This window comes from Bacillus sp. ISL-45 (assembly GCF_018613195.1).
Lineage (GTDB): Bacteria > Bacillota > Bacilli > Bacillales > Cytobacillaceae > Mesobacillus.
Genome location: NZ_JAGGQQ010000008.1, coordinates 330,115 through 350,570 on the forward strand (window position 1 = coordinate 330,115; position 20,456 = coordinate 350,570).

16 protein-coding genes and 2 riboswitches are annotated in these 20,456 nt (G+C 40.7%); of the genes, 8 read left to right on the forward strand and 8 right to left on the reverse strand.

Going from position 1 to position 20,456, the window contains the following annotated elements; translation table 11 throughout:
• Positions 1 to 53 precede the first annotated feature (53 nt).
• The 4 genes from galE (at position 54) to J7E35_RS11800 (ending at position 9,867) form a co-directional block, all read left to right on the forward strand.
• The gene (gene galE, locus J7E35_RS11785) at positions 54 to 1,040 is read left to right on the forward strand and encodes a UDP-glucose 4-epimerase GalE (protein WP_214779927.1); all 987 of its coding nucleotides are present in this window, start codon (positions 54 to 56) and stop codon (positions 1,038 to 1,040) included.
• Between the two features lie 218 nt (positions 1,041 to 1,258).
• Positions 1,259 to 6,178: a S8 family serine peptidase gene (locus J7E35_RS23275; protein WP_214779929.1), complete on the forward strand. Its 4,920-nt coding sequence runs from the start codon at positions 1,259 to 1,261 to the stop codon at positions 6,176 to 6,178.
• A gap of 311 nt (positions 6,179 to 6,489) precedes the next feature.
• Complete coding sequence (locus J7E35_RS11795) at positions 6,490 to 7,086, forward strand: hypothetical protein (protein ID WP_214779931.1); 597 nt, start codon at positions 6,490 to 6,492, stop codon at positions 7,084 to 7,086.
• A 270-nt stretch (positions 7,087 to 7,356) separates the two neighbouring features.
• Positions 7,357 to 9,867 (forward strand): bifunctional 2',3'-cyclic-nucleotide 2'-phosphodiesterase/3'-nucleotidase, encoded by a 2,511-nt coding sequence (locus tag J7E35_RS11800; RefSeq protein WP_251040919.1) that lies wholly within the window; start codon positions 7,357 to 7,359, stop codon positions 9,865 to 9,867.
• Positions 9,868 to 10,024: 157 nt separating this feature from the next.
• On the opposite strand, the gene J7E35_RS11805 is transcribed toward J7E35_RS11800, so the two are convergent.
• The 3 genes from J7E35_RS11805 to J7E35_RS11815 all read right to left on the reverse strand — a co-directional run bounded on the left by J7E35_RS11805 (position 10,025) and on the right by J7E35_RS11815 (position 13,040).
• Positions 10,025 to 11,860 (reverse strand): bifunctional diguanylate cyclase/phosphohydrolase, encoded by a 1,836-nt coding sequence (locus J7E35_RS11805; protein WP_214779935.1) that lies wholly within the window; start codon positions 11,858 to 11,860, stop codon positions 10,025 to 10,027.
• A gap of 155 nt (positions 11,861 to 12,015) precedes the next feature.
• Complete coding sequence (locus tag J7E35_RS11810; RefSeq protein ID WP_214779937.1) at positions 12,016 to 12,612, reverse strand: DUF5317 domain-containing protein; 597 nt, start codon at positions 12,610 to 12,612, stop codon at positions 12,016 to 12,018.
• A 296-nt stretch (positions 12,613 to 12,908) separates the two neighbouring features.
• Positions 12,909 to 13,040: a Phr family secreted Rap phosphatase inhibitor gene (locus tag J7E35_RS11815; RefSeq protein WP_192471053.1), complete on the reverse strand. Its 132-nt coding sequence runs from the start codon at positions 13,038 to 13,040 to the stop codon at positions 12,909 to 12,911.
• Positions 13,041 to 13,203: 163 nt separating this feature from the next.
• Between J7E35_RS11815 and J7E35_RS11820 the strand changes: the two genes are divergently transcribed.
• The gene (locus J7E35_RS11820) at positions 13,204 to 14,082 is read left to right on the forward strand and encodes a helix-turn-helix domain-containing protein (protein ID WP_214779939.1); all 879 of its coding nucleotides are present in this window, start codon (positions 13,204 to 13,206) and stop codon (positions 14,080 to 14,082) included.
• Positions 14,083 to 14,141: 59 nt separating this feature from the next.
• Here the strand turns inward: J7E35_RS11820 and J7E35_RS11825 are convergent, their stop codons facing one another.
• The 3 genes from J7E35_RS11825 to J7E35_RS11835 all read right to left on the reverse strand — a co-directional run bounded on the left by J7E35_RS11825 (position 14,142) and on the right by J7E35_RS11835 (position 16,322).
• A complete protein-coding gene (locus J7E35_RS11825; protein ID WP_214779941.1) occupies positions 14,142 to 14,699 on the reverse strand; it encodes a hypothetical protein in 558 nt (185 codons plus the stop codon).
• Positions 14,700 to 14,720: 21 nt separating this feature from the next.
• Positions 14,721 to 15,221, reverse strand: a complete 501-nt coding sequence (locus J7E35_RS11830; RefSeq protein WP_214779943.1) for a matrixin family metalloprotease — start codon at positions 15,219 to 15,221, stop codon at positions 14,721 to 14,723.
• A gap of 501 nt (positions 15,222 to 15,722) precedes the next feature.
• Positions 15,723 to 15,806: riboswitch (cyclic di-GMP riboswitch) on the reverse strand.
• A gap of 45 nt (positions 15,807 to 15,851) precedes the next feature.
• Positions 15,852 to 16,322, reverse strand: coding sequence for a hypothetical protein (locus J7E35_RS11835; RefSeq protein ID WP_214779945.1), 471 nt, complete (start codon positions 16,320 to 16,322; stop codon positions 15,852 to 15,854).
• 182 nt (positions 16,323 to 16,504) lie between these two features.
• Positions 16,505 to 16,595: riboswitch (cyclic di-GMP riboswitch) on the forward strand.
• 44 nt (positions 16,596 to 16,639) lie between these two features.
• Between J7E35_RS11835 and J7E35_RS11840 the strand changes: the two genes are divergently transcribed.
• The gene (locus J7E35_RS11840) at positions 16,640 to 16,804 is read left to right on the forward strand and encodes a hypothetical protein (protein WP_214779947.1); all 165 of its coding nucleotides are present in this window, start codon (positions 16,640 to 16,642) and stop codon (positions 16,802 to 16,804) included.
• 40 nt (positions 16,805 to 16,844) lie between these two features.
• On the opposite strand, the gene J7E35_RS23480 is transcribed toward J7E35_RS11840, so the two are convergent.
• Positions 16,845 to 16,973 (reverse strand): hypothetical protein, encoded by a 129-nt coding sequence (locus J7E35_RS23480; protein ID WP_285290782.1) that lies wholly within the window; start codon positions 16,971 to 16,973, stop codon positions 16,845 to 16,847.
• A gap of 434 nt (positions 16,974 to 17,407) precedes the next feature.
• Positions 17,408 to 18,079, reverse strand: a complete 672-nt coding sequence (locus J7E35_RS11845) for a C40 family peptidase (protein WP_214779949.1) — start codon at positions 18,077 to 18,079, stop codon at positions 17,408 to 17,410.
• Positions 18,080 to 18,456: 377 nt separating this feature from the next.
• On the opposite strand from J7E35_RS11845, the gene J7E35_RS11850 reads away from it, so the two are divergent.
• Positions 18,457 to 19,023: a transposase gene (locus tag J7E35_RS11850; RefSeq protein WP_214779951.1), complete on the forward strand. Its 567-nt coding sequence runs from the start codon at positions 18,457 to 18,459 to the stop codon at positions 19,021 to 19,023.
• Between the two features lie 173 nt (positions 19,024 to 19,196).
• Complete coding sequence (locus J7E35_RS11855; protein WP_214779954.1) at positions 19,197 to 20,426, forward strand: BglG family transcription antiterminator; 1,230 nt, start codon at positions 19,197 to 19,199, stop codon at positions 20,424 to 20,426.
• Positions 20,427 to 20,456: the final 30 nt, after the last annotated feature.

Consider the following 20,456-nt stretch of genomic DNA (forward strand, 5'->3'; position numbering starts at 1 on the left):
ACTTTTTTTGTAGTAAACTATGAGTACAGATTGAATTAGAAGGAGATAATTGTATGATTTTAGTTGTTGGCGGAGCTGGCTATATTGGCAGTCATCTTGTTGAGGAATTGGTTAAGTCGCACGAGGTCATTGTGTTGGATAACCTCTCAACTGGGCATGAAAAAGCAGTTGATTCCCGGGCGACTTTTGTAAAAGGGAATCTTGGAAGTCTGGAAGATCTGGAGGTAGTTTTTAGTGAATATCCTATTAAAGGTGTGATGCATTTTGCGGCGAACAGCCTGGTAGGAGAATCAGTTGTTGATCCGTTAAAGTACTATGAAAATAATGTGGCTGCAACGCTTAAGCTATTAAAAGTAATGTTGAAGTACGGTGTGAAAAACTTTATTTTTTCATCGACAGCGGCTACATACGGAATACCGGACGCAGACATGATCAGCGAGGAAAGTCCAACCGTGCCAATCAACCCTTATGGACAATCTAAGCTGATGGTGGAAAACATTTTGGCGGATTTCGCTTCTGCCTATGATCTGCGCTATGTCGTTCTTAGGTACTTTAACGCTGCGGGTGCAAGCGAATCAGGAAGAATTGGTGAAATGCATGATCCAGAAACGCACTTGATTCCAATTATCCTTCAGCATTTGCTTGGACAGCGCGAGCAAATTTCCGTCTTTGGCGATGACTATGACACACCAGATGGAACCTGCATTCGTGACTATATCCATGTGACCGACCTGGCAAGCGCCCATATTGCGGCATTGGAATCCCTATTAAGCGAAAAGACTAAAACGGCCATCTATAATTTGGGTAACGGTCAAGGATATTCTGTTAAAGAAGTAATCAATACTTGTGAAAAAGTGACAGGCCGCAAAGCCAATATTGTCATGTCTGAAAGAAGAGCCGGTGATCCGGCCCGACTGGTGGCCTCCTCTCAAAAAATTCAGCAGGCACTAGGATGGAAGGCTGAGAGAAATCTGGATAATATTATTAGCTCCGCGTGGGATTGGCATAAAAGCCAGAAACTGTCAAAAAATGAAGAATAGTGTGGAAGTACCATGGATAAACCAAATATTGGTTAATTCATGGTGCTTTTTTGTCGAAATTATAAAAATCTAATTCTTTTGAAATAGTATTTTAATAAATATTTACTACTAAAGTAATATATGGTATTAATTAAATAATCGGAATCTTTATAAATTCCAGAATATTAGAGAAAGGAGAATATTTTACAATCTACTAAACTACTTAAGGGGGAAAATAGGTGTTAAAAAAAGGTATAGTTAGTGCACTTGTAATGTCTCTAGCATTTTCTAACGCAGCTATGGCAGCAGTGCCTGAGCCGGCTGCTAAAGTGAAGACTAAAGTTCAAAGAACTCTGACGAACGCTGTCGTCGAGTATGCTGACACAGAAAAAGTCCGAGTCATAGTCGAGCTTAAGGACAAACCAACAATTGATTTTGCCCAGACAAAAGGCGTTAAGTACAGCGAGCTTGATGAAGCGACTAAAGAGAGCTTAGAATCTGCAGCTCTTCAACAGCAGGATGAAGTTGTTTCTCAATTAAGCGCGAAGAAACTCAATATCAACGTCCTTGAAAATTTCACAACTGTCGTGAACGGATTCAGTGCAGAGGTAGAATACGGGAACATCAAATTCATCAAAAACCTTGAGAATGTAGCGGAAGTTTACATAGCTCACGAATATAAGCGACCTGAAACAAAGCCTGAAATGCTTTACAGTAAGGAATTGGTAGAAGCTCAGAAAGCATGGGATGAGTACGGTTATAAGGGCGAAGGAATGGTTGTTGGTGTCATCGATACTGGTATCGATCCAAAGCACCGCGACATGATCCTTTCAGCTGAAACAGAAGAAGAGCTCACTGCAAATGAAGTGGAAGCAATTGCAAGTGCAAACGGCTTGAAGGGTAAGTATTATACGGAGAAAGTTCCATACGCATACAACTATATGGATGACAACGATACAATCCTTGACCTTGGCAAGGAAGCATCCATGCACGGTATGCACGTTTCTGGAACAGTAGGTGCGAACGGTGATGAAGAAAACGGCGGTTTGAAGGGTGTCGCTCCAGAGGCGCAAATCCTAGGCTTGAAGGTTTTCGGAAACGATCCTGAAATGCCATCTACCTTCAGTGATATTTATGTAAAAGCAATCGATGATGCGATCAAGCTTGGCGTTGACGTCATCAACATGAGCTTGGGTTCCACTGCAGGTTTCGTATTGCCGGATGACCCTGAACAAAAGGCTGTTCAAAAAGCAGTGGATAACGGTGTTATGATGTCGATTTCTGCCGGTAACTCCGCACATTTTGGGAATGGTTGGACTGCTGCAAACCCATCACCTTCCAACCCTGATATTGGTGTTTCAGGTTCACCAGGTGTTTCCTACAACTCATTGCAGGTAGCATCTTATGAAAACCAGTTCATGGATCTGGATGCCATCACTGCGAACATTGGGGATGCTGAAAGCAAATATCCATTCTTATCAGCAAGCTCAGTGCATCCTAATGACATTGAAAAGAAAGCCTATGAAGTGGTTTATGCTGGTTTGGGCCGTATGCCTGGTGATTCACCAACAAGCCCGGAAGCTAATGACTTCGAAGGTTTGGATTTGACTGGTAAAATTGCTTTAATTCAGCGTGGAGAAGCTGCTTTCACTGCCAAAACATTAAATGCCCAAGCTGCAGGAGCTGCTGGCGTAATCATTTTCAACAATGCTGATGGCTACGTGAACATGCAGACTGATCCTGCTATAAAAATTCCACAGCTGTTTATGCTTAAGACGGATGGTCTAGCATTGAAAACTGCTTTGGATGCAGGTGAAGCTGTAACATTGGAATTTAAGGGTGATGTCACTAAAGCCACGAACCCGGCAGCTAATAAAATGAGTGATTTCACATCTTGGGGATTAACACCAAACCTTGATTTTAAACCGGAAATCACGGCTCCAGGGGGACAGATTTTATCCACATTCCAGGACAACAAGTACGGAATGATGAGCGGTACCTCTATGGCCGCCCCGCATGTTGCTGGCGGATCTGCTTTAGTATTGGAGCGTGTTGATTCGGAGTTTGGTGTTAAGGGGCTTGAGCGAGTTAACCTTGCAAAAAACATTCTTATGAACACAGGGGCTCCTGTTATTGATAAAGGTACTATTAATAGTATGTTTGGATTGGGTATTCCATATTCCCCAAGACGTCAGGGTGCAGGTTTGATGCAATTGCACGCAGCATTATCAACTCCTGTTGTTGTTGCAGAAAAAACAACTGGAGAAGCAAAAGTTGCACTGCGGGAAGTTGGAAATAATGTCACTTTTACATTAACAGCTAAAAACTATTCTAATGAGGCTGTTAGCTATGATGTAGGTGTCAATGTCCAAACTGACCTTGTTCTTTTTGGTGAAATGGGCTATATGCCAAGTGAACTAGAGGCACAGCCACTTGAAGATGTTACTGTAAAGGTTAATGGTACTGATTCAGCCGTAGTTGAACTAGCTGCTGGCGAAGAAAAAGAAATCACTGTTGAGATGGATCTATCTGCTGCGAAAGTTTTCACTAGAAATGCTGGCGGATATATTGCAGCAACAGAAATTTTCAAAAACGGCTATTTCGTTGAAGGTTATGTTACTTTAACTGATACTGCCGACACTTATCCTGAACTGACTGTTCCTTATGTCGGCTTCAATGGGGAATGGGGCAAGGCGCCAATCGTTGATTCTGCCCAGTGGGAAGATGATTCATTCTATGGAATGACTGGGCTTTTGGATGAAAACTATAATTTCCTTGGCTATGACTTTTTGAACGAAGAGGTTAATCCAGAATTCATGGCATTCTCTCCAAATGGAGATGGTTCACAGGATAAAGTAATTCCGTTGGTATCTTTCCTGAGAAATGCTAAGAAAGTAGAATTCAACGTCCTTGATAAGGATGGGAACAAAATCCGTACGCTTCGTACTGAAAATAATGTAAGGAAGAACTACTATGACGGCGGAAGAAGTGCTAATTACTCCCTGAATCCTGCCAGAGCATGGGATGGCGTCGCTGACCTTAAAAACGTTGCAGAAGGGGATTACTTCATTGAAGTCAGAGCTGTTGTAGACTACCCGGGTGCTGAATGGCAGTCATACAAGTACCCTGTCAAGGTAGACGTAACGGCTCCGACAGTTGAGGCAGTATACGACGCTGAAACGAAACAATTGACACTGACAAATGCAGCTGACAATGAAAACGGAAGCGGCCTGGCATACGTGGATGTGTTAATTGATGGTGAATCCGTATTAGAAGCACCATTGAGCGGTGACGGAACCCATGACCTTGGTTCAATTCCTGCGACATCTTATGTTGACGTTGTGGCTGTTGACTATGCAGGCAACTTCACAGTTGTGAACGCACAAGATGCAGTAGATGCCGAAATCCCAGATGTACACGTTTTAACTCCAGATGCATTTGGAACGATCAACACGAAAGAAACTGTAGTTTCTGGATGGGTTGCTGACAATTCTGGAATCCGTGATTTGAAGGTGGCTGGACAAGCTGCAGACCTTGTATACAATGCAGCAGAAAAACGCTATGACTTCTCATCTAAACTGACATTTGACACTGATGGAGTCAAGAAGTTCGATGTCACAGCGGTTGATGGAAAGAATAACGAAATTTCCTTCCAACGCACATTGTTTGTGGATTCAACTGCTCCAACTTTGAGAGTCAAGGGAGCTCCTGGAACTGTAGCACCATCGGTTAATAAGCTGCCGGTATCACTCGATGTTGCTGACAACTTCGATGAAATCCGTGTATATGTAAATGGAAATGAAGTATTCTACAATGAGTTCGTTGAGCCTTACGCAATGCGTGGATTCAAGAAGACAATTGATGTTGAACTGGATCTGAAGGATGGCGACAACAACTTCGTGTTTGAAGTAACTGACCTTGCTGGCAATAAAGCGACTGAAAAAGTAACAATCAAAAAGCTTGTTGAAAGCGGAAATGGCGGCGGCGCTACTCCAGGACCTGCTCCAGCTCCGGTACCAAGCTCTGATTTAGGACAAGTTGATGTTGATAATTCTAAAGGAGAAGCAACAGTTGCTGTGGATGAGCAGAAGTTTGCCGCAGCACTTAATGGTTCTTCTGATAAAAATGTAACTTTAGATTTCTCTTCAGTATCAGATAAGGTATCTACGGTTAATGCAAAGCTTCCTGCTGCCTCTATTGCCAAAGCAGCAGAAAGCAAGAAGAGCTTGACTCTTAAGACAGGCAGCGAGTCTGTAGACGTACCTGCGGCAGTTTTAGCTGACCTTGCTAAAGAGAAAGGCAACGTTGTATTCACAATCGGAAAAGCGGCTGTGAAAGCATCGGCAGTACAGGCTCTTGCAGAAGTTAACCTGTATGTAGTGGTGGAGAAGGACGGAACGAAAACTGCTTATACGAATTTTGATAAGCCAGTTGCTGTTTCGGTGTCTCTAGCAGGCAAAACTGTTACGGATAAGAGAAAAGTTGCTGCATACGCTGTAGCTGGCTTAAAGGCAGACTACGAAGGCGGTAAAGTAACTGGAGATACGTTTACATTCAAGACACACCAAACTGGCAAATTTGCAATCTATGAAAACAGCAAGACATTCAAGGATGTGACAACTCACTGGGCTAAGGATGAGATTGAAGTTTTAGCTTCACGCGAGATCATCAAAGGTAAAACGGATGAGCTATTCGCTCACGGCGAAAGCGTCACCCGTGCCCAATTCGCGGTTCTGGTAGCCCGCGCATTGAACCTGCCGACTGCTGAGTACCAGGGAACATTCAAGGATGTACCTGCTGGCTTAAGCTGGGCGGCTCTTGAAATCGAAGCAGCGAACCGTGCTGGAATCATCTCTGGAATGGGCAATGGCAAATTTGCTCCAAATGAGAAGATTACACGCGAACAAATGGCTGCAATGGTCATCAGAGCGATCCAGTACAAGGACGCAAGCCTGCTTGAAGGCGTAAAAGCACCGGCTTCGTTCAAGGATAGTAATAAAGTCAGCAGCTTCGCGAAAGACTACGTAGCCCAAGCAGCAGCACTTAAGCTAGTAAACGGCTACGCAGATCAAACATTCGCACCAAAAGCCGACACAACACGTGCTCAATCAGCGGTCATCCTATACCGCCTGCTTGATGCACTAGACGAAATCAAATAAATACAGCTTCAACACACCACCGCACTGGGGGTCAGACCCCCAGTACTGTAAAGTAGTGAAGTAATAGAAACAGGACAGGCACCCTCCGAAATCGGATGGTGCCTGTTTCAATGTAAGGACAGTTCAAACATGTTGTACAGCGTCAAAGCGGTGGGGGTCAGACTCCCGACAAGGTAATGCAGTAAAGTGAATTGTGTTATTTTCTGCAACTCTGAAACGTCTGTCTTAATTAGTGCGTCTATGTATTGTATAGAGGTGAGTCCTTACTTTACGCTGGCCCGTCCATTAATAAGTGAGAGGTGTTCTGACAAATGAAGAAAATGCTTACATTATTATGCCTCATATCGGCTGTTGGAATAATTCTAGTGACGTTTGCTGGTTTGGCAGCTCCCCCTCCGACGGAAGTAGAGGAGAGAAAAAAAGAAGCACCTTTTCAACTGATCGGGACTGTCACCGCTGATGAAAAATTCAAGGATACATCCCGGGATAAAGAATACCCGCAGCAAATTCGGAGAATGAGTTTAAGAGTGGATCGCTTGATTAGGGGATCTAATGAAGTGAAAGAAAAGACGGATATAGAAGTGTTTTACTGGTACATACCGTCCTGGCAGTCTAATGAATACACCGGAGGAGAAAGGATGGATATTGCAGTAGGTGATGTTATAGAAGTTTGGCTGACTGATGGAGAGCATGGATTGGAACCGGCATTAGGCGGCAATACAGTCGAACATATTAAGTATGCAGAAATTCGTAAGGAACCAGTGCCTGAACCTTTCTTGCATCAGATACAACGAAAGTTTTCCTTTTATTTAGCGGAATATATAGAAGTATTTGTCTTGTTAATTCTTTCATTAATTTTGTTAATAATCTATTTTTCGGCACGTAAATCAGCAAAAAAAGCTCAATAAAAGATATAAAAACACTTATCAATAATTATGGTACTTTTTGCACATCTATCACTGACTCTAATACCTTCGAAAATCCTTTAACGCAGTACATCGGTGGGGGTCTGACCCCCACCGATGCGCCGCGTTAATTTGTTAAATTCTAGCATGTAATTAGTCCTATTTGTTAAATATTTATTAATATAGAAAAAATCTCTTAACTTTTAGTTTCTGGTAGGCTACAATAGCTTTTGCAAGCGATTACATTATTTAGGGGGAAATACCTTGAAAAAGATGAAGAAACTAGCTGCAACGGCTATAGCGCTTGGTCTAATCATACCTCAAGCGACACCAATGGTTTCATATGCAGAGGTTATGGATCAAGACATAGTTAAGCTTCGCATTCTCGAAACGACTGACTTGCACTCCAACATGATGAACTACGATTACTATCAAGATAAAGAAGTATTAAACTTCGGTTTTGCCAAAACAGCAACATTGATCAAGAAAGCGAAAGAGGAATCTCCGAACAGCTTGCTGTTTGATAACGGTGACCTCATTCAAGGAAGCCCAATGGGCGATTACATTGCAAAGGTAAATAAATTGGAAAATGGTGAAGTTCACCCAGTATATAAAGCCATGAATCTATTGGGCTACGACGCAGGTAATCTGGGAAACCATGAATTCAACTATGGACTCGATTTCCTTGACCGAACGTTAAAAGGCGCGGAATTCCCTTATGTTAATGCTAACGTCTACATTGATGATGCTACTGATGATAAAAATGCATTCACACCTTATGTTATTTTAGATAAAGAAGTAGTTGACGGTGATGGCGAGAAACATACGATTAAGGTTGGTGTAATCGGGTTCGTTCCTCCACAAATCACTCAGTGGGATGCAGCGCGAATCGGCGGACAAGTCATCGCTAAGGATATCATTGAAACAGCGAACAAATTCGTTCCAGAAATGAAAGCAAAAGGTGCAGAACTGATCGTTGCGATTCCTCACTCTGGAATCGATGTCAATGCAAATGGAAAGAACGAAGAGAATGCTACTTACAACTTGAGCAAGGTTGAAGGAATTGATGCTATTCTTTTCGGACATTCTCATGCTACATTCCCAAGCAGCAAGTATGAAGGCTTAGCAGGCGCTGATCTGGAAAAAGGAACGCTGAACGGGGTTGCGACTGTTCAGGCAGGTATGTGGGGAGATAACCTGGGCCTGATTGACATGACTCTTGAAAAAGATGCTGCTGGTAAGTGGACAATTACTGACACTAAGAGCTCAACCCGCCAAATTTTCACTAAAGATTCTACAGGAACACATTCAAATGCAGAAGTGCATCAAGGTGTTGTTGATGCAGTTCTGCATGATCATGAAGCTACAAAGAATTATATGAAAGGTGCACTTGGTAAAGCAACTGCTCCAATCAACAGCTATTTCTCACAAATTAAAGACAACGAAGCCATTCAGGTATTGAATGAAGCTCAAAAATGGTACACAGAAAATGCAATCCAAGGAACTGAATTTGAAAAGCTTCCAGTTCTTTCAGCAGCTGCACCATTCAAAGCTGGTACTCGTGACAATCCAAATTACTATACAAATATCCCTCAGGGAACTTTGCAAATTAAAAACGCTGCAGACTTATACTTGTATGATAACAACACCTTACATGCAGTAGTTGTAACCGGTGCGCAGCTTAAAGAATGGCTAGAAATGACTACTGGCCAGTTCAACCAGATTAAAACTGATACTGCAGACGAACAAATTCTTGTTAATGGCGAATACCGTTCTTACAACTTTGATGTAATTGATGGTGTTACTTACGAAATCGATGTAACAAAGCCGGCTAAGTATGATGCAAAAGGAAAGGTAGTTAACGCTGATTCTAGCCGTATTGTTAATCTGCAATTCCAGGGAAAAGCAATTGACCCAGCACAAAAATTCGTAGTTGCAACAAACGACTACCGTGCATCTGGAACTTTCCCGGGAGTACAAGGTTCTGAGATTATAGTAAAATCTCCAGAATCAAGCAGGGAAGTAGTATCCGCTTATGTTCTTGAAAAGAAGGTCATTGACCCGACTCCAGATATGAACTGGTCATTCAAGACAATTGAGGAAGATGTAAATGTATACTTCTTATCCTCGCCAGAAGGGCAAAAGTTTGTAAGGCCAACTGATAACTATAAGTATGTGGCTACTCAGGAAGACGGTTTTGCCAAGTATTCTATCGATATGAGTACCAAAGCTACTGTCCCTGCAGAAACACCACAAAGATTCAAAGATGTTAATAAAGATCACTGGGCGTTTGATTTTATCGCTCAATTAACTGAGATGGGCATCATCAAAGGCAAGTCAGCTGATAAATTTGATCCAAGCGGAAATGTAACAAGAGGAGAATTTGTATCGCTGTTGGCTAGAACTTTGAAGCTTGAAGCTGCTAAAGAGCATCCGTTCAAGGATGTTGGAGGCGTACTTGAAGCTGATATAGCAGCTGCTTACAAAGCAGGTATCACAGCTGGCATGACGAAAGACAAGTTCGATCCAAACGCACAAATCAACCGTGAGCAAATGGCTACAATGCTTGTCCGTGCTTACGAATTCAAGACAGGCAAAAAATATGACACTACATCACCAGCTAAATTCACTGATGTCAGCAAAGTCTCCAACTTCGCTAAAGAATCAGTCAACGAAGTAAACCAATTAGGCTTCATGGTAGGCATCGGGGGCAAATTCGAGCCAAAGAACAAAGCCACAAGAGCACAAGCAGCAAAAGTCGTATCACTGCTGCTTAACAAATAATTAGCATAAGTGATATATTCATAGAAAAAAGAAAGCCCTCCATCTAAGGAGGGCTTTCTTTATCCCTTTAAAGCATCGGGGGTCTGACCCCCGGTGCGTTAGTGCGTTAAAGTTTGTTAATTACCAAAACAAAAACCCTCTTCAAAAAAGGGGGTTCCTATACAACAAATTCTTTTTCTGCTTTTGTATTTATATCGTACTGCTGAATGATCATTTCGATAAACTGCTCTGCGTAATAGGCATCAAACTGTTCGCCAGCGCATGAGCGTATTTCCTCAATTGCTTCGGCAAAGCTTTTCGTTTTCTGGTAAGGACGCTCCGTTGTCATCGCATCAAAAGAATCAATAATGCATAGCATCCTGGCAAGCTTTGGTATGCTTTCTCCTTTTAGACCGTGAGGGTAGCCTTTTCCGTCGTAGCGCTCATGATGCAGCTCTACCAGCGGGATTAGTTCTTGAAGCTCCTTATTGGTAGAAATGATTTCTTTTCCCCAGATTACATGCTTTTTGACCATTTCCCATTCGTGAGGGTCGAGCTTTCCCTTTTTGTTGATGACATCCCTCGGTATTTCCAGCTTACCAATATCGTGGACAAGGGCGCCCAGCGTAAAAATACGGCGTTCATGATCCGAAAGCTCAATTTTTCTGGCAAAATCAACTGAATACTGAAAAACCCTTTTGCTGTGGCGGTACGTATAAATATCCTTAGATAAGAAAATTTTTAACTGCTGCTCTGCCTCTTCGAATTGTTTTTCAAAGGAATGAGAAGAATCTAGTTGCTGATCGGTTTTATCATAGATATGGACCATGTTTTTACCCTGTGCTTTAGAAAAATAAAGTGCCTGATCTGCCTTATTTAAAAGTTCAGCAATATTATAGGTCTCTCTTTCAAATTCAGCAATTCCAGCAGAAAAGGATAGGCAGCCATAAGGAAGGATTTCAACACCATTTAACGCTGTATCATTAATGGTTTTCCTCACCTTATCAAGGAAAGTAAATGCCTCTTCCTTCGTTATATTCGGCATAAGGACAGCAAATTCTTCACCGCCGTATCGAGCAACCAGGAATTCCTGTTTTTTTGAATGCTGGCGAAGCAGCGTGCCGAATTCTTTTAACAGTCTGTCACCCTGGATATGTCCGAACAGGTCATTGTATTTTTTAAAATCATCAAGGTCGATCAGCGCAACGCTGAGAGGCTTGTAGTTTTCCTTAAGTGATATAACTTCCTTTTCGAGTTGTTCCTTAAAATAGCCATGATTATATAGTCCGGTCAAGTAGTCATGCTTTGCTTTCTGTGAAACCACCTGGAGATTCTGAAAATGCTGGTTAAAGGCAACTGACAGCAGAAGTGCAATCGAGACGAATAAGAAAAGCCCGAAAATATTCTCATGCTGCATTAAGATTGCTAGCACCAGCGAAAGGAGGAAAATAATGAAATAGCTAACCTTGAAAGTCCTATCTCTAAGAAAACCACCGAAAACATTCAACAGACTTTCTTTTTGCGCTAGGAAAAAATAAGTGCTGACAAGAGTGGTATTCAAAATGAAATAGACCGTTAAAGCGGCAATATAAGGGATGATATTTGATGAATTAATATCGCCGACTTCTCCGCCAAACAAAAGGAATGCGTAGTAGGCTGAAATAATCATGATGGAATAGATAGAGAAGTTGAACACATGCTTCCACCATTTAATTTTCCACTGAATGACTGTAAAAATAAGGGCGAACATGAATAAGATATCAAGTGTGTCACCCAATCCATACAGGAATATAGCTGCAAGGAAAATGGCGGAATCCATAGAGATGGAGTTGCCATCTGGCGGCAGAGGAATAGGGTACTTATCAACAAGCAGAACTGCACCAATAAGTGCATATATTAATACAGTCTTTGAGCTAGCGTCAAAATGTACCTGATGGAGAGCGACGAAGCCGAAAATACCAATCAAGGAAATTAATATTAAATAGAGATTTGAAGCGTTTGTTATTTTCTGCATTTTAATCACTCACATATATTAATTAGAAAGGAGAAGGAGGACATTAAACCCATCTTCCCCCGCTTTTTTACATTAGATAAGTCTAAAACCAGATGTCAAAGCAATAATTAAAGAACCAAGGATAATTGCGTTAAGTACGATACCTTTTGTATTTTTCAACTTGTTTCACCTCCTTTCAATTGAAAGGAGACGTCGTCTTTCGGTTTATTATTTAAATGGCCAAGCATTAAATGCTGGATGAATATGAAAATGCCGATATTCATTAAAACATCGCCAATGCTGATTACCTGGTTTTTCGGATATGGATCAGTAAGAGGGATAATGTCTCCCAGAAAGCCCAGGTTTGTGGAACTTGTCAGCACGGCATGCTTCGCGTATAGCTCTGTTTTAATTGCTTCAATATACGCTGGATCCAGTATGACAGCAGCTTCCATTGAAACGGGCATCCGGCCGCCGTTAACAGCCATAACTAGAAAATTTAAGAATACGCCTATAAAGATAAGCACAACCCCTTTATAGTGCCGATTCATTGCCAAAAAGAACAACCCTGCAATATATACAAGCATAAATACTAGGCCGCTTGCCTGGCCAAGTGCTGGAATTTCATTCTGAAGTGAAAAAACGGCAATCTGGACGAGCAAAAGAAGTGGAAACACCCAGCCGAATTTTAACTTTAGAGTTGCAAGAGATTTAAGGCTGCCTTTACGAAGATATCCGACAATAACTGCTAAAATAATACCATCAAAAACCATAGTATATGCTCCTGTTTAGTTTAATTGGAATAAGAAGAAAAATATAACAATTCACTCATTTTTTTAGTATATCAATATCTGAATTTAATAGAAAGAGTCTTTTTACACGATGAATTTCAATCGTCTTACAATTTTGTGTTTGTGTTGGATATTTATCAGTTATTATTTCGTTAAAATTACATGAGTTTGAGTCCGAAAAAAAACACGCTGTAATATGACAACGTGTAAAATGAGTTTCTTTCCAAATAAACTTTTACAAATATTTCATTTTAAGTATATTATTAACTTAGGTGTTTTTAGTGTTCGAATGGCAGGTCAACAGTTGGCGTTGGTGCTTCTGCATGTGCGGAAGTTTGAGCGACAGGTACAGCGAATGACATAATACCTAGAATAGCGATTCCGAATAAAATTTTAGATAGTTTTTTCATCATAATCCCTCCTGAGAAAAATATACCATGTTATTAAATTATAGGTATTTTTACTTACAAGCGATTATTAGGGTATTTTGTTGGGATTTTCCGATAGAAACCCCTTTTATCGACAACGAATATTCTTATAGGAATATTTAAAGATAGGATAGGAGATTTACATATGACAGAATTTAATTTTAAAAATCTAGGTGAATCGATACATTCCATAAGAGTCAAACTTGGAATCAGTCAAAAGGACCTTGCCAGCGGAATTTGCAGTCAATCGCAGATCAGTAAGATTGAAACAGGAGAAATTAGTCCCTATATCCATACTCTAGTGAATATTTCTGAAAGATTGGGTATAAACACCAACCACTTCATTAATCAAATTTCCAAAGAACATTATGAGTTTGTCACCCAGTCGAAATATAGAGTACGTGAGCATATTAAAAAGAAGGACTATAGGGAAGTAAAAAGGATAATCAGTAAACTCGAGAAGCATCCATCTTTTCAAAATATTGAGGAACGACAATTCATTTCCTGGCATAAAGGGGTGTGTATTTATTATCTGGATCATGATTTTGAAAGAGCCATTCAAGCGTTGAAGGCTGCCCTGGATTTAAAGGATTCCATCCAGGCGACTGAGCAGGATATCCAGATCATCAATAGTACAGGAATTATTTATGGGGAAAAAGGAGAGTGGGAAGCGGCGAAGGAATTATTTTTGAAAGCTCAGGAAATTTATAATAAGGCTTTATATCCGATGGATTTTTCAATCTTGATCAGGGTTTACTATAATTTAAGTAAAATTTATTACAGACTCGCTGATGGTCATAGTGCTTTGTCTGTAGCGGACAAAGGGATTTCTTTGGCACTTGAGAATGATTCGAATTACTTGCTGGGTGAGCTTCTATATCAAAAAGGGTTTATTTTTGCTGAGCGGGGCGATGTGACACAGGGTATTTATTTCCTGCAGCAGGCAGGTGCGATTTTTAATCTTCAGGAAAAGGAAGGTTATATACAATTGGTGCAGGACAAACTGGCGATGTTCCGGCAATGAAGCGCCGGGCTAGCCGATAAAAAAAGGTGTAGAATTGTATCTACACCTTTGAGCTCAAATTATTTTTTATCCTTTAAATCTTCTGGAATAACCTGATTCTTGTATGCTTCCTTGAAGGCCTTCATAATTTCAGATTTTTTAGCTTCGCTATCGATTTTGAGATCGCCGTAAGCTGGGACTACAGTATGCCAGTTTTCAGATTCTAAGTATCTTGTTGCGAATAAATATGTTTCACCCGGTACAAGAAGCTGATCGTCTTCAATCAGAAGAAGTTCTGTTTCGCCTTCTTCATTTTCCAGGTAACCACCTTGTTGATTGACAAGAACCTCACCAGACAATTTTCCTTTTACCGTTGAGATGACTTCAACTGTAAACTGTGTCTCCGGACCCCCATCAAGTGATTTTGTTCCAGCTTGTTCGATGACTTTTCCAACGAAAACATTATCAGTTGCTCCTACAAGTTTTCTTTTATCTGAAAAATCATCAATGAAATTTGCATGTGCTTCCCTTACAACAACGTTATCTGCACTTGCTTGTTGGTTATTTATATAATTTGCACCCAAAAACCCGCCTGTAATGACGGCTGCTAAAGTTAGTGAGAAAGTAATCTTTTTCATGGTAGCGATTCCTCCTTTAAATTAATAGCCCCAAAGGGAATGATAGTCAGATTTGTCATGCGAGCCTAAGCTGGTCTTGGAGGTGACATATTTGTGCATAATTTGATCAGAATAACTATGTGCTAGTCCCAATGCATGTCCAAGCTCATGTGTGAAGACATTCTGCCTCTTAGCCGTTGTATAACCATTTAGATAATAGTTATTCAGCTGGATTCTGTCTGCGCCTGATAAATTGCTGTATAATCCCGCCCAGGTTACATCTGAGCGATTAGCATCCTTGAAGGATAGGTCCTCAACGGTAGTAGATGTATCACCTAGGATATTGATTGGATTGATCCCGTTCCAGGTAGAGATCGCAGCGCTCCTGGCGGTTGTCCATTTTGTTGTTCCATGGTAAGTACCCCAGCGGATTTCCTTGCCGTCGACTGAATCGTAGCCCAGAAAATGGGCTGACGCACCTGAAGGAAGGAGCATGAGTCCCAAAGCCCCGACAATGATTCCTTTTTTAATGAATTTTTTCATTTTGTATCCCACCTTATAATCATTTATATACACGATCATATCTATTGCATTTGGAAAACTAGTTCTAAGGTTGGCCAACCTTTAATAGGAGTATAGCAGGATAAAAAGTTAAATAGTTTAAATATTCTCATAAGTGTTCAAGAGAATGAAAAAGGGAGAAAATGAAAGATAAATAAAGAGAAAACACGAAAAAGCCGGAGAAATAACGATGCAAAACAAGAAGAAAATAAATAGCTTCACCACAGCACAGCACTGGGGGTCAGACCCCCAGTGATTTAAAGCGGTAAAGTGATTTTGAAACAAAAAGACCCTGGAATGTAAATCCAGGATCTTTTGGCAATCTTATATTTGGTTTGCCAAGATAGTTATGAGTGCGCTTAATACTACTGAGAAGAATAGGAGGGAAGTGTACATTATAACTTTGTTTCTTCGCTTCTTTCTTTGTTTCTCCTCTGGTGTAAGCCAATAGTAAGTAGACATCAAAATACTCCTTTTCTCTTTGATGGCAGCTGGCTGGCCTTGCCTTAGACAGAGGCCCCTATAGCTTTGCGTCATCACCTTTCAGTGATTTTGCCTATACTTATATCGGATATATTAAGATAATTGTTAATAGTAATTCCTGATAAATAGCTATTTAGAATTATAGTCCCACAATATAGCCCATTCACCTTTGTGCTTTACAACATAAACTTCCTGTTGGAAGTTGAACTTTCCGTATTTACCTGCATACTTCTGAGTAACAACCATTTTGTAACCACTACCAAAGGTCTCCTGTCCATCTTCAGGTTTCCATTTATCAAATTCAACAGGCTTACTGATCTCATACGAAAAAGTATCTGCCCCAAAATGGCCAATAAAAACGTGAGCGCGATCCTGGATGAATGATGACTTCGTAAACCTCTCCTTCATATATGGATGGAAAAGTTCCCATGAATCTGAGAAATTACCTTTTTGTTCATGCTGATAAAATTTTTCAACAATATCTTCAGCTTGAGTTGGGGAATTAAATAAAAAGAATTTCAAGTAAATTAATAATAAAGCAACTAGGAGAATACCAATTAGTATGGGAAGCATGGGCAGCTGGTTTCGCCTCTTCCTCATTTTCACCACCCCTTAATAAGGATAATTATGTTCAATTATGGGGTTTTATTCTGTCCAAAGAGTTTTTAAAGGGAGGGAAGGGGGAATATAAATTAGTAGTGACAAAAGCTTTAATAGGACTTTAGACCCTAACTAAATGTGTTTAATTTTGGTAATTTCAGAATAGAAAACACACATAAAACGTACGATAAGGGCAAAACCATTGAAAAATGGTGACGCAAAACTACAGGGACTAAAGTTATGACTTTGTGACTATGTCAGCCAGTTTCCGAACACGAACTCCTGCGGATTTATGTGGCAAAAAAGGAGGAAAAAATGTGTTGAAATCTGTATTTAAGTTAAAATACCGTTTTCATTTATTATTGCAAAAGTATAATGAAGTTTTAATGGAAGATGCCGTATGCAAAGAGCTTAAGTCCAGGCTACAGCAAAGGGCAGTATATCATAAACAGCGGGCGATTTTTATAGAGTTTAAAATGTGAAGAGCAGACATATTGTCTGCTCTTTTGTAGTTAGTGCAGGTTAATTGGTCATTCTTTTTCGTGGTTTGTTCCAAAATTTAATATATGTATGGCCTTCCTTGCACTTGAAAACCTTTATCCCGATCAGCTTGAGTGGCGTATAGACTTCCTTCATCTGAAGTAAAGGCATATTTATTAACTCCTCCCAAATAGTGTTAATTAAATTCTATACGAAAAGTTAAAGAGTTTGTACAAAATGTTCTCGATAAGAAACGACGGCATTCGGGAAAATGGTCGTATATAATTTCTGGTTGATACATGAAATTGACAGGTAAAACGAACGGTTATTTGGTTCATTTGTATGTTGCTGGCACTTAGAACTATTAAGTTTTTCCTGATGACTTGAACTGTTGAATTCGAGATAAAGAACAACCATGGAAGTTATATACAAGAGGTAATAACATGAACACTAACGGAGTAAAGCTTTAACCCACCGGGGGACAGACCCCCAAGGCAGTAACGCGGTGAAGTTCCGGGGGTCTGACCCCCAGTGAGGTAAAGGGTTGAAGTGTAATTATATTTGAAATACAAAAAAAGGTGGCTAATCAGCCACCTTTCAATTAATTATAGTCTTTTAGCGCCAATGAATCTTGGCTTCCAATATGAGTTATTGATGCTGGCGATTGATACGCCGTAAGAAGTTGCAGCGTGGATCATCTGGCCATTTCCAATGTAAATCGCAACATGTGTGACTTTCTGGCCGCCGCCAGTTGCGTAGAATAGTAGATCTCCAGGCTGGTATGAGGTTACTTTAGTTCCTACATTATACATTTCTCCTGCAGTACGTGGCAGTTTGTTGTATCCAGCATTTTTGAAAGCGTAAGTTACCAGGCCGGAACAATCAAAACCGCTAGGAGTTGTTCCTCCCCAAACATATCTGACACCCATTTGGCTTTTAGCTATTGAAATAGCTTTTGATTTATAATCAGTGCTTACTGTAGAAGCTTTTGTTACAGTGCTTCCAGGAGCAATATATTTTGTGCTTACATAACCGATTTTCCCGCTGTAAGAAATTCTAGCCCATCCATTACCCTGGCTCGTTACCGTTACATTGTAGCCTTTTGGCAGTTTAGTATAAATCTTACCAGATAGTGATGGTTGATTTCTAACATTTAAATAGCCGGAACTTACATTAATATGATAAGCTGTTCCAGCAGCTGAAGCTTGATCCATGGACGGAGTGGCAGTGGCAAGTAGTGAGATGAGCATCGTAGAAGCTATAATTCTCTTAAACAAAGTTGTTTACCCCCGTTTGCTAGATGTTAAACATAGTATATATCGAAAGGGGTTACAGACCAATAACAGGAAAATTACGTTTATATTACAAAAAGCGACATTTTACGTTAATAGATGATAAATTACCCATGTTTTTTCAATAAATATCCTACAATGGTGATATTTTCCAAAAAAAGATACCTCGTAATTAACTCATCAATATAAAAATCAGCAATAAAGTTGGTTTGATGAGACAATTCTTTCCCATTTGAAAAGAAGAGCAATAACTATTCTTGCAATTCAGGAGGATGATATAATAAAAAAAGACAAAGGGAGGTGCCGATTCAATCAAACTTAATATCTATTAAAAGTCAAAATATTATAAAGGAGCTGTCACTATGTCCCGTAAACCGCGCATATGGTATCCAGGAGCCGTCTACCACATTACAGACCGGGGAAATAGGAAAATGCCTATCTTCAGTGATGATAAGGATCGCTTCAAATTTATGGATTTACTAGAGGAAACCCGAATATCTCACGCATTCACCCTTCACGCTTATTGCCTCATGACCACCCACTATCATCTTCTGTTGGAAACCATCAACCACCATCCGCAAGAGATTATGAAATTGCTTAACTCCCGATATGGAATCTACTTTAATAAGCGTCATGATTTGGTCGGGCATGTCTTTCAAGGCCGTTATAAATCTGAGTTGATTGACACCGATGAATATTTTTTGAATGCCAGCCGCTACATTCACCTCAACCCTTATGAAGGGAATATTGTCCAGAATCCTGCTGAGTACAAATGGAGCAGTTACCAGGCTTACATTTCAAACAGGAAAAATCCGCATATCACCACACATCGAATCTTATCCTACTTCCCGGATCCGCCAAAAGAACACTATAAAAAGGTTATAGACCATGAAATATCCTTAAAACAAAACCCTGAAGCCATTATGTAAGAAGTCCATTCGCTTCACCACACCACCGCGCCGGGGGTCTGACCCCCAATGCGGTGGTGCGGTAAAGGGCTTTCTATTCTTAATGATTTTCCTTTTTGCTGGCAGTATAATAGATGGTAGATGGAGTGTTCGATTGGCTGTTTTCGCAGTTTAAGAGAATGGGGGGTCTTTTGATGGTTCTGAATGCGCGGAGTGTTGGGATCTTGATAAGGCTTGTTGATTCCCATTCGTATGTTTCTGCGAAGGAGCTGGCGCGGAAGATGGGGGTTTCGAGAAGGACTATCTTCAGTTATGTCGAAAATATCAATCTATGGCTGGAAGACCATCAACTAGCTGCTGTCCAATATTACCCTTCTGTGGGCTTTTACTTTGAACATGCTGGCAAGGCCCTTATTAAAGAGAGGCTTGGGGAGATTAACCTCGACAGACAATATAAAAATTCCCGCGGTGAGAGGGTGGCCTGGATCGGTGTTCTTCTGCTGACCAGGGAGCAAACCATATTCCCAAATGACCTCACCGAAAAATTCTCATTGAGCAAGAGTACCATCCAACGCGACCTGAAACTGCTGTCTGAAACTCTTTTGCCCTTCAGGCTGAAATTGGTTTTCAGCAGACAAGAAGGATATTCCATTTCAGGAGATGAACAAAACAAACGGAAGGTCCTAATCCACTTTTTATCAAAATTACACCCTCACAGAGAAACTCACTGGATCATCCAAAACACACAATCAACCCGAGAGTGGCGCAGTGACCTGGTTGCACCGCCGCATGCCTTGAGAATCCACCAAATCATATTAGATTCACAAAAATACCTTAATGTCCGCTATCCGGCAGATGTAATCGAATTATTAAGCATACAGTTACTGCTTTTACTATCAAGATATAAGCAGGGGAAAGTCATCACCCTCGACCCCGTCGAAAAGGTTGTGGTTAAGCCTTCCCCAGAATTCCAGGCATCAAGCTTTATAGGTGAAAAGGTGAAAGAAACGTTCGGCGTCGAAATTCCAGATGATGAGCTGTGCTATATCACCATTTGCCTGATGGCCGCCAAGAATCAGCACCCGCTCGCAAACAGCAGTGAAGAGGACATGGATATTCTTAAGAGTGTCATCCACGAAATGGTCGATCGGTTCCAAGAGGAAGCTGATGTACAGTTTAAAACCAGGGAGGCGCTGGAACAAAGTTTATTTTTTCATATAAAATCAGCCTACTATCGCATTGTCCATGGGCAAATGTATGATAATCCGCTTTCCGGCATGATCCAGATTAACTATGCCGATTTGTTCCAGAAAACAAAGAAGGTCATTTCCCACCTTGAGGACGTGATCGGAGATGAAATTCCGGACGATGAATTAGCATTGATTACCATGCATTTCGGCGGCTGGATCGAAAAAGAATCTTAACTGGTACTTCGATTTGCTTTTCTCCAAGCA